Source organism: Azonexus sp. IMCC34842, assembly GCF_050368855.1.
Taxonomy (GTDB): domain Bacteria; phylum Pseudomonadota; class Gammaproteobacteria; order Burkholderiales; family Rhodocyclaceae; genus Azonexus; species Azonexus denitrificans_A.
Genome location: NZ_CP178449.1, coordinates 976,441 through 986,814 on the forward strand (window position 1 = coordinate 976,441; position 10,374 = coordinate 986,814).

Sequence of the window (10,374 nt, forward strand, 5' to 3'; positions counted from 1 at the left end):
CGACTTTCAGCCGCCACCCAGCGTCAGCATCAGTTCGCCCTGGGCATGGTGCGGCTTGGCCCGGACCGAACGGCGGCGCTGGTAGGTGCCCTGGCTGTTCATGTCCCAGCCCTGCTGGTTGTCGGCCAGGTAGAACTTCAAGCCTTCGGTGATGACTCGTTTTTTCAGCTTGGGATCGAGGACCGGGAAGGCCAGTTCGATGCGTTTGAAGAAGTTGCGCTCCATCCAGTCGGCGCTCGACAGATAGACGTTTTCCTTGCCTCCGGCGTAGAAGTAGGAGATCCGGTGATGTTCGAGAAAGCGTCCGATGATCGAACGGACGCGGATGTTTTCCGATAGCCCCGGCACGCCCGGGCGCAGCGCGCAGACGCCACGGACGATAAGATCGACCTTGACGCCGGCCTGCGACGCTTCATAGAGCGCGTTGATCACTTCCGGTTCGAGCAGCGAGTTCATCTTGGCGACGATCAGCGCCTTCTTGCCGGCGCGGGCCGCTTCGGTTTCGCCGCGGATGGCAGCGACGACATTCGGCTGCAGTGTAAACGGCGCCTGCCACAAATGCTTCAGCGTGCGCGCCTTGCCCAGTCCGGTCAGTTGCTTGAAAACCTCGCTGACGTCGTGGGTGATTTCCTCGTTGGCGGTCATCAGCCCGAAGTCGGAGTAAAGCCGGGCGGTGCGCGGGTGGTAGTTGCCGGTGCCGAGGTGGGCGTAGCGTTTCAGGCCGCTGTCCTCGCGGCGGACGATGAGCAGCGCCTTGGCGTGCGTCTTGTAGCCGACCACGCCATAGACGACATGGGCGCCGACTTCTTCCAGCTTGGTTGCCCAACTGATGTTGGCTTCCTCGTCGAAGCGCGCCATCAGCTCGACGACGACGGTGACTTCCTTGCCGTTCTGGGCAGCGCGGATCAGCGACTGCATCAATACCGAATCGGTACCGGTGCGGTAAACGGTCATCTTGATGGCGACGACCTGCGGGTCGAGGGCTGCCTGATTCAGCAGTTCGATGACCGGCGCAAAGGACTGGTACGGGTGGTGCAGCAGGATGTCGTTGCGCCGGACGCTGTCGAAAATGTTGGCGCCCTTGCCGACCGCCTTGGGCAGGCCGGGAGCGAACGAAGGAAATTTCATGTCCGGGCGGTCCACCCAATCCGGCACCTGCATCAGGCGGACGAGGTTGACCGGCCCCTGGACGCGGTAAAGGTCGCCGTTCTTGAGTGCGAACTGGGCCAGCAGGAATTCGGTCATCGCCGGCGAGCAGTTGTCGGCGACTTCAAGGCGGACGGCGTCGCCGAAATGGCGGTGCGGCAGTTCGCCCTGCAGCTTGGTCCGCAGATTGGTGACTTCTTCCTCGTCGACGAACAGGTCGGAGTTGCGCGTGGCGCGGAACTGGTAGCAGCCGAGCACCGTCATGCCGGTGAATAGCTCACCGACGAACTCGTGCAGGATCGATGACAGGAAGACGAAACCGTATTCGCAGCCGGCCAGTTCTTCCGGCAGCTGGATGACGCGCGGCAGGACGCGCGGCGCCTGGACGATGGCCGAGTTGGAACTGCGGCCAAAGGCATCCTTGCCTTCCAGTTCGATGGCGAAATTGAGGCTCTTGTTGAGCACCTTCGGGAACGGGTGCGACGGGTCGAGTCCGATCGGCGTCAGTACCGGCACCATTTCGCGGATGAAGTAATTGCGGATCCACTCGCGCTGCGCCTCGTTCCAGGTCGACCGGCGCAGGAAACGGATGCCCTGGTCGGCCAGGGCCGGCAGGATGACGTCGTTCAGGTGCTGGTACTGCTCGGTGACGATGGCATGCGCCTCGGCCGAGACCATCCGGTAGGCTTCCTGAGGGGTCTTGCCGTCAGTGGTGACGATCGGCGCCTTGGCGCGGACCTGTTCCTTCAGACCGGCCATGCGGATTTCGAAGAATTCGTCGAGATTGCTCGAGACGATGCACAGAAAGCGCAAGCGTTCGAGCAGCGGGACGCGCTCGTCTTCGGCTTGGGCAAGAACCCGACGATTGAAAGCGAGCAGCCCAAGTTCGCGGTTGAGATAATTCTCGGTCGGGAAGCGGGGTTTTGGGTGGGGATGGGTCATCGCGCGCTCCATGTTATTTATAAAGTATATGCCTCAAGCCCATCATTTTGTTGCATTAATGTTTCAGTTCGATGACGGTTGGCGGCTTGCCGAGGCCATCGATGCCTTCCCCGGATTGATTTGGCAAACCGCCCGGAAAGGCCATTTTCCGCCGTGCTGATTTATAGTCACCGATTCAGAGCCACCGATGGAGAGACATATGTTCAAGGGAATACTGATCAACAAGGATGACGCTGGCTATCGCGCCGCCCTCCAGGAAATCGACGAAGCGCAGTTGCCGGAAGGCGACGTCACGGTCCGGGTCGAGTGGTCGACGCTCAATTACAAGGACGGTCTGGCGATCACCGGCAAATCGCCGGTCGTCCGCCGCTTTCCGATGGTCCCGGGGATCGACTTTGCCGGTACAGTGAGCGCCAGCAGCCATCCGAAATGGCAGGTCGGCGACCAGGTCATCCTGAACGGCTGGGGCGTCGGTGAAACGCACTGGGGCGGGCTGGCCCAGGTGGCGCGCGTCCGCGGCGACTGGCTGGTGCCGCTGCCCAAGGCCTTCAGCACCCGTCAGGCGATGGCCATTGGCACCGCCGGCTATACCGCGATGCTTTGTGTTCTGGCGCTGGAACGCCACGGCATCAAGCCGGCTGACGGCGAAATACTGGTCACCGGCGCCAATGGCGGGGTCGGCAGTGTCGCCATCGCGCTGCTCGCCAAGCTCGGCTATCAGGTTGTCGCATCGACCGGCCGGGCGGCCGAAGAGGCGCATCTGAAGGCGCTCGGCGCCGCCGCCATCATCGATCGCAACGAACTGTCGGCGCCGGGCAAGCCGCTCGGCAAGGAACGCTGGGCCGGGGTCGTCGATGCCGTCGGCAGCCATACGCTGGCCAATGCCTGCGCCACGACCAAGTACCGCGGCGCCGTGGCCGCCTGCGGTCTGGCTCAGGGCATGGATTTCCCGTCGAGTGTCGCGCCCTTCATCCTGCGCGGCGTGACGCTGTACGGGATCGATAGCGTGATGGCGCCGCTGGCCGTGCGTCTGGAAGCCTGGCAACGTCTGGCGCAAGACCTCGATATCGCCAAGCTCGATGAGATCAGCCGCGAAATCGGGCTGAACGAGGTGCTAGCCGTCGGGGCCGAACTGCTCGAGGGCAAGGTGCGCGGTCGCGTCGTGGTCGATGTGAATCGTTAAGGCCCGGGTGACGCATCCGCCAGTCCCGGCTAACGGGACTGGCGGATGCCGTTCGGTTCGGCCGGGCTGAGCGCGGCCAGCATGGTGCCGAGTTTGGCCTCGGTCTCGGCCAGTTCGAGCCAGGCGTCGGAACCGGCGACGATGCCGGCGCCGGCCTGCAGTTCGGCGGTGTTGCCATCGAGCAGGACGCTGCGCAGGGCGACCGAAAACTCGCCGTTGCCATCAGCGCTCAATTGCCCGAAGCCGCCGCTGTACCAGCCCTGGCGTTGCTCTTGGTGGTCGCTCAGCCAGTCGAGGGCCGGGGCGGCGGGAAAACCGCCGACGGCCGGTGTCGGGTGCAGGGTGCGGACAAGGTCGAAGAGGGTGGTTCCCGTTTTTACCGTGGCCGAGATCCGGCTGCGCAAATGCCGCAACTCGCCGGCCGGGTGCTCGCGCGCCGCGCCGACTTCGGGCGGGGCGAGGCAAAGCGGGGCGAGGGCCGTGCAAACCGCGTGCACGACGAATGCCTGTTCGCGCCGGTTTTTCTGTTCGGCGAGCGCCATCGAGCCAGGCCAGGCGGTGCCGGCCAGCGCATCGGCATCGACTCGCCGGTCGGCCAGGCGAACCAGCCGTTCCGGCGTCGCTCCGAGGAAGGTCTGCTGGCCGTTGCCGTGCGCATAGATCAGGCTGTCCGGTTGTTGGCCGACCAGGCAGCCGAGAATGTGGGCGGGCGAAAAGGACCGGCTGGCCTTGATTTTTCGGCTGCGGGCAAGGACCAGCTTGTCGATGCGGCCGCCTGCGATGTCGCGCAAGGCGATGTTTACCCGGGCCACCCAGGCGCGCTCGGCGAGCGTTTCCGGGCGTCTTTCCAGCAGTTCGGCGGCATAGGGCCGGGCCGGAGAACTCAAGCACAGCTGCCAGTCGGCTACCGCTTGCCCGATGCGCCCGGCCGGAACGCTCAGGGTGGCCGAGCAGGCCCCGTCGATGCACTCCAGCAGGATGGCCGGAACAGCGAGCAGGGCGTTGGGTAGCGGGCCATTGCTGGTGGCATCGAAGGCGAAGCCGGCAAAGGCCAGCGGTCGCCGTTCATGTCGCCAGTGCTGGCAAAGCCCGGCAAAGGCGCTGTCGAGGGCGGCAAAGCGGTTGGCCCCGGCGCTGGCCAGCTGAAAGGCGTGGCCGATGCCGAGCCGGAATTCGTTCCGGGCGGGCAGCGCGCGATACCAGAAGGGTAAGCCGCCCGGCAATTGGTCCTGCCAGTCGGTGTCGAGCTTGCCGAGATCGAGATGCAGGCTGAGCGGGGCCGCAGCGGGGGCGCCGCCGGCCAGCTGGTGCAGGCGGTTGAGCAGTTCCGGCGTGGCCAGTTGCCGGCGCAGTCGGTCGATCACGTCGCGCTCCTGGTTTCGGCCGCCAGGCGGCGCAGGGCGGCGCGCTCCAGCTTGCCGGTCGGATTGCGCGGCAGGCGTTCGAGAAACACCAGCTGGCGCGGCACGGCGGCGGCCGGCAGGTGCTGGCGGGCATGGGCGAGCAGGGCCGCCGGTTCGGCCGGTCCGACGATCAGGGCGACTACCAGGTCGCCCCAGATCGGGTCGGGGCGGCCGGTGACGGCGACATCGCGGACGCCCGGGCAGGCGGCGAGACAGGATTCGACTTCCAGCGGATGAACATTGCGGCCACCGCTGACCAGCATGTCGTCGGCCCGCCCGGTGACGGTCAGCCGGCCGTCGGCCGCGAGTTCGCCGAGGTCGCCGGTGGTCAGCCAGCCGTCGGCATCGGCTCCGCCGCCGTTGAGGTAGCCGAGCATCACCTGCGGGCCGCGCAGCCGGATGCGGCCATCGTCGCCGATGCGGATTTCGTGGCCCGGCATCGGCCGGCCGACCAGGCCTTCGCGCCACGGGCCGTCGGTCGGCGCATGGGTGGCCAGTTGGGCCGCCGTTTCGCTCATGCCGTAGCTGGGAAACAGCGGCCAGCCGGCGGCGCTGGCCGCCTGATAGAGCGGCAGCGACAGCGCGGCGCCGCCGATCAGCGTGACGCGCAGACTGGGCGGCGGCTTTACGCCGAGTTCGAGCAGGCGGGCGAGCATGGCCGGGACCAGCGAGATGTGGGTTACCGGCTGGCGGGCCAGGTCGTCGGCCACCGCCTGGGCGGCGAAGCCATCGTGCAGCAGGACCGTCGCCGCCGCCCGGGCGCAGCGCCAGAGAATCGACTGGCCGCCGATGTGATAGAGCGGCAGGCAGTTCAGCCAGCGGTCGCCGGGGCCGAGCGGCAGATGTTGGTTGGAGGCCGCGGCGGCGGCGTCGAGCTGGGCATTGCCGAGCAGCACGGCGCGCGGCTGGCCTTCGCTGCCGCTGGTCGAGATGATCAGGGCGACGCCGGGCAGCTTGGCGTCGGTCGCCAGCGGGACTCGATCGACCGGCCAGAATGGCCGCTTTGCCTGGCTGCAGGCATAGGCCTGGTGGGCCAGGTGCAGGCTGTCGCCGCGTTCGACCGCGGCGTCTTGCGCGCCGCCGTGCGGTGCGGCCCGATGCTGCATCTCGGTCAGCAGTTCGCCGAACGACCAGGATCGTTCGGCGGCCAGCAGGGCGGGGGCGTCAGGGGATTGGCCTGCCGCCCGGTGCAGGTGTTGCGCGAGTGAATTATGGATTGCCATAAGCGATCGATTATACAAAGCCGCCGGCCGGCGCAAGGCGAGGCAGATCAATAATTGCGGCGGATTAGCCCTATCGGCAAGACTTTAACTGACTTGAGCGCACCGCGACTGACACGAGCGACGCGAGCCGGTACCATGCAGACATCAACCAACAGCATTCTATCGATGGGGGTGGCTAGCGTGAGCTCGGAATTATTACTGCTCAAGGCGATTCGTTCCGGTCGCCTGGCCGACGTGCAGGCGGCGCTGGCGGCCGGTGCACCGGCCGAACTGGCCGATGGCCAGGGCGATCCGGGCTTGCCGATGGGGATCGCCTGTTTCATGGGCTTTGGCGATATTGTGCGCGAACTGGTCAAACACGGTGGCAAGGTCAATCTGGGCGACAACCGGCTGCCGACATCGCCCTTGAGCATGGCGCTGCGTGGCGGGCGGACCGAGGTTTTCCGGACGCTGGTTGAATTGGGGGCCGAAGTGCCGGCCGGCATGAGCGGCGGCCTGACCGAACAGGAATTGACGCTGGCGCAATGGAAGGCGCAGCGCGACGGTTATCTGGTCGGAGCTGCCGAGAGCGGCGTCGACGAGGCGCCGGTCATCGAGGAAATCGAAGCGCAGAGCTGCTTCGGTACTGATACGCAGGTGCTTGAGGCCGACGTCTTGCGGGCCGTCCGGGAAAGTCGCTGAGGCGGCTGGCCGGCCCGTAGCCGGGGCGCTCCGCCAGGAACGGCTTCAGGCCGGGAGCGGCGCCGGGATCATCGGCACCAGGCCTGTTTTCAGGTAGACCTCGCAGCGCTCGATGTATTCGCGGGTGCTTTTCGGCATCGGGGTTCTGGCGCGCGTGATGTAAAAAACCAGATCGCGGCCGTTGCGAATCAATTGCAGGCCATCCGAAATATTGTGGGCGGCGCAAGCCTGATCGACCAGGGCCGGCTGCGGCGCATAGTTGGCCAGGCGTTCGGCTGCCGTGACCAAGCGGGACCAGACCTCGAAAATGTCCGGGTCGGTGCGCAGGGTTTCGGTCTTCACCTTGGCGGCGTTGGCGAAGTCGCGAATCGGCGACTCGATGGTGGCAAAGGGCGCAATCTGCGTGAAGTTGGCGACCATCGCATTGGCGATTTTGTCGATGTCGCGCATGCTCTGGCCGATCTTGATGTAGCGGCTTTCGTAGAAATCTTCGACCGGAATCGAAAAAGCGCGGAACGGTTCGCCCCACAGCTCGTCGATCCCCTCGTCGCCGCTGCGGTGCAGCACGAAGCGGCCGAGTTCCATGGCTTCGAGCAGGCAATTGCCACATTCGCGCATCAGCGCATCGTCACTGCGGATTTCGATACCGTCGCCCTGCAGTTCGACCAGTTTCCGGAAAATGTCGGTTGCCCGGTTGAACAGCGTACCGGCCAGCATCGCTCCCTTGACGCGCCGCCGACCGGGATCGGTTTCTTCGGTATAGGCCTGGCGCGCTTCGGCCAGCCGGGTGCCCGGAATGTTCAGGCCGTGTTCGGTATGGTTGAACAGGCGGCGGGTCAGCGCTTCGATCAGGCGCTTCTTGGCATCGAGTGAATCGGCCGGAACCGGGTAGCTCTTGATCCAGTAGCCATCGTAGAACACACGTTCCTCGCCGTTGATGAGCCGGCGAGTTCCCTCGGGCGGGGTTTCATCGGAGATCGGGGCGCGGTCAAGGAGGTGCACGATGGTCATCGATTACGACTTTGGTAATAAGCAGGCCGATATTCTGAAGCAAAACTCGTGCTGCGCGTCGACTGTTTTGCTAGATCTTGATTATCAACGGTTTATGTTCGGGCTTGCCGCGTCGGGTAGGACCGCAGTGAATCCTTTTGGTGCGCCATGCTCCAGTTCGGGGCATGCCGGGGCCGCTCAAGCCGGCCAGTGCACCGTCACCGTCAGGCCGCCGGTGACTGCCGTTTCGCCCAGTTCGAGCCGGGCGCCATGCAATTCGGCGATGCGCGCGACAATTGCCAGCCCCAGTCCGCTGCCCGGCTGGCCGCCCTGGTCGAGGCGATGAAAACGGCGCAGCACGGCGGCCCGGTCGTTGACCGGGATGCCCGGACCGCTGTCCTGCACCGATAGCCGGCAATGTCCATCGGCTCGGGTCAGGCTGACGCGTACCGCGCCACCATCCGGGGTATAGCGGATGGCGTTGTCGACGAGGTTGCGGATCAGCACGCGCAGCCATTCGTTCTGGCCGATGACTATGCAGTCGTCCGCGGCGTCGAGGTCGAAGTCGATATTCTTGCCGAGGATCAGCGGACCGAGGTCGGCGCAGACCGCTTCGGCCAGCCGGCCGAGATCGACCGTTTGCGGATCGGGCAGGCCGGATTCCGGGTCGAGGCGGGCCAGTTGCAGCATCTGGTCGACCAGATGGGAGGCGCGGCTCAGGCCGCTTTGCAGCTGCTGCAGCGAACGGTCGCGTTCGTCGCCGTCGCGGGCGCGCAGGGCGACCTGCAACTGGGTCTGCAGGGCGGCGAGCGGGGTGCGCAGTTCGTGGGCGGCGTCGGCGGTAAACCGGCGCTCGCCTTCGAGCGCCGTTTCGACCCGTTGAAACAGGCCGTTCAGCGCTTCGAGCATGGTCCGGATTTCTTCCGGTGCCGAGGCCGGGCAGAGCGGCTGCAACTGCTGCGGGGCGCGGCTGGCGATCTGGCGGGCGATACCGTCGAGCGAGGCCAGTCCCTGGCGGGTCGCCAGCCAGACCCAGAAGCCGATCAACGGCAGCCCGAAAAGGGCCGGGAAGAGCAGGCGCCAGGCGATGTGGCCAATCAGGTCGTCGCGGATGTGGTGGTTTTCGCTGACCTGAACCTGCAGGCCATGCGCCTCGTTCCACTGGCTGAAATGCCGCCAGTGACCTTCCGGACCGCGCGTCTCGGAGAAGCCGTAGGCTTCGGTGAGCGGGGTGGTCGGTGCATTTTTCGAGCGCATCAGCAATTTGCCGTCGGCTTGCCAGATCTGGAAACGCAGGCGGCGCTGATATTTGTGGGTAATGTCGCCGAGATCCTCGATGCCGTCGCCGCCGTCATGACTGGCCAGGGCGAGCAGGGTTTGCGCGGCCTGGGCGAGCTGGGCGTCGAACAGTTCGTCGACTTCATGGTGCGCATCGAGGTAGCTGAAGACCATGGTCACCAGCCAGGCGGCGGCGACGCCGCCGAGCAGGAGGCCGAGCAGGCGGCGGCGCAGCGAGAACCAGGCGGTGGTCACTTGGCGATGGTGTAGCCGACGCCGCGCAGCGTGCGGATCAGATCGCTGCCCAGTTTCTTGCGCAGGTGGTGGATATGGACTTCGAGAGCATTGCTGTCCGGCTCGTCGCGCCAGCCATAGATCGATTGTTCGAGCTGGCTGCGGGTCAGCACCCGGCCGGCGCTTTCGAGCAGCATCTGGAGCAGCGAGAATTCGCGGCTCGACAGTTCGACCGCCTGGCCGGCCAGCGTGACGCTGTGGGCGGCGGGGTCGACGACGATAGAACCGTGCGTCAGCAGCGGGTCGGCGCGCCCGGCGCTGCGCCGGGTCAGGGCGCGGAGGCGGGCGGTCAGTTCGTCGAGGTCGATCGGCTTGACGAGGTAATCGTCGGCCCCGGCATCGAGCCCGGAAACCTTGTCGCCGGTGGCGTCGCGGGCGGTCAGGATGAGGATGGGCATGGTCTGGCCGCGTCCGCGGGCCCGGCTCAGCACTTCCATGCCGGAGAGCTTGGGCAGGCCGAGGTCGAGGACGACGAGATCGAAAATCTCGCTCTGCAAGGCGTGGTCGGCGGCCATGCCATCTTGCACCCAGTCGACCGCGAAACCGGCCTGGCGCAGGCCGATGGTCAGGCCGTCGCCGAGCTGGGGATCGTCTTCAACAAGCAGGATGCGCATGGCCGGATTCTATCAGCTGGCGATCAGCCAGCCGGCGGCGACCACCCAGGCCAGCAGCACAACGGCGGCGAGCGGCCGGGCCGAGGGAATGGCCTCGTCGGCATTCCCCTTTTTGCGGCCGGTCAGCATCGCGCGCACCAGGTTTTCCTCGTGCAGCAGGCTGCCCGAGAGGACGCCGGCGAGGTGTATGAAGACGACGGTCAGCATCGCCGTCGCCAGGCCTTCGTGCACTTCTTCCAGCCAGTGGCCGCCGAGCTCGTTGACCGTTGCCCAGCCGGTCAGGCCGGTCAGGATGGCGAGGCCGAGCAGCAGGACGATGGCCCAGCCGCCGGCCGGATTGTGGCCGACTTGGTGGGCCGGTTCGAGTTTGAGCAGGTTGGCCAGATAGTCCCGGACGGCGGTCGGGCCGCGCACGAAATCGGCAAAGCGGGCATAACGGGTGCCGATGAAGCCCCAGGGCAGGCGAAAGATGGCGACCGCCAGTACCGTCGCGCCAGCGCCGACATGGAGGCGGCGGAAATATTCGCTGTCGCCGGTCAGCCAGGCGACGATGAAGCCGCCGACCATCAGCCAGTGACCGAGGCGGACCGGCCAGTCCCAGACCAGTATCTTGTGCATGG

9 protein-coding genes are annotated in these 10,374 nt (G+C 66.0%); 2 read left to right on the top strand and 7 right to left on the bottom strand.

Features of this window, described 5'->3' with window-relative positions:
- Positions 1 to 6 precede the first annotated feature (6 nt).
- Complete coding sequence (gene ppk1, locus ACLIKD_RS04530) at positions 7 to 2,088, bottom strand: polyphosphate kinase 1 (protein ID WP_428827340.1); 2,082 nt, start codon at positions 2,086 to 2,088, stop codon at positions 7 to 9.
- Between the two features lie 199 nt (positions 2,089 to 2,287).
- Here ppk1 and ACLIKD_RS04535 point away from each other — a divergent pair, with 199 nt between their 5' ends.
- Entirely contained in the window at positions 2,288 to 3,271 is a 984-nt protein-coding gene (locus ACLIKD_RS04535; protein WP_428827341.1) for an MDR family oxidoreductase, read from the top strand.
- A gap of 29 nt (positions 3,272 to 3,300) precedes the next feature.
- Here ACLIKD_RS04535 and ACLIKD_RS04540 read toward each other — a convergent pair whose 3' ends face one another.
- Together ACLIKD_RS04540 and ACLIKD_RS04545 are read right to left on the bottom strand one after the other, a co-directional pair.
- On the bottom strand, positions 3,301 to 4,635 hold the full coding sequence (locus ACLIKD_RS04540; protein WP_428827342.1) for an isochorismate synthase: 1,335 nt from the start codon (positions 4,633 to 4,635) through the stop codon (positions 3,301 to 3,303).
- On the bottom strand, positions 4,632 to 5,897 hold the full coding sequence (locus ACLIKD_RS04545; protein ID WP_428827343.1) for a class I adenylate-forming enzyme family protein: 1,266 nt from the start codon (positions 5,895 to 5,897) through the stop codon (positions 4,632 to 4,634). Before ACLIKD_RS04545 ends, ACLIKD_RS04540 begins: the two co-directional genes overlap by 4 nt.
- Before the next feature lie 180 nt (positions 5,898 to 6,077).
- Between ACLIKD_RS04545 and ACLIKD_RS04550 the strand changes: the two genes are divergently transcribed.
- A complete protein-coding gene (locus ACLIKD_RS04550) occupies positions 6,078 to 6,578 on the top strand; it encodes an ankyrin repeat domain-containing protein (RefSeq protein WP_428827344.1) in 501 nt (166 codons plus the stop codon).
- 45 nt (positions 6,579 to 6,623) lie between these two features.
- Here the strand turns inward: ACLIKD_RS04550 and ACLIKD_RS04555 are convergent, their stop codons facing one another.
- From ACLIKD_RS04555 to ACLIKD_RS04570, 4 genes are all read right to left on the bottom strand, one after another.
- Entirely contained in the window at positions 6,624 to 7,589 is a 966-nt protein-coding gene (locus tag ACLIKD_RS04555) for a hypothetical protein (RefSeq protein WP_226419117.1), read from the bottom strand.
- 177 nt (positions 7,590 to 7,766) lie between these two features.
- Positions 7,767 to 9,101 carry an ATP-binding protein gene (locus tag ACLIKD_RS04560; protein ID WP_428827345.1) on the bottom strand — a complete coding sequence of 445 codons (1,335 nt, stop codon included), beginning with the start codon at positions 9,099 to 9,101 and terminating at the stop codon, positions 7,767 to 7,769.
- A complete protein-coding gene (locus ACLIKD_RS04565; RefSeq protein ID WP_226419119.1) occupies positions 9,098 to 9,754 on the bottom strand; it encodes a response regulator in 657 nt (218 codons plus the stop codon). The genes ACLIKD_RS04560 and ACLIKD_RS04565 overlap by 4 nt, the downstream gene beginning before the upstream one ends.
- A 12-nt stretch (positions 9,755 to 9,766) precedes the next feature.
- Positions 9,767 to 10,372, bottom strand: a complete 606-nt coding sequence (locus tag ACLIKD_RS04570) for a cytochrome b/b6 domain-containing protein (RefSeq protein WP_428827346.1) — start codon at positions 10,370 to 10,372, stop codon at positions 9,767 to 9,769.
- Between the last annotated feature and the right edge of the window lie 2 nt (positions 10,373 to 10,374).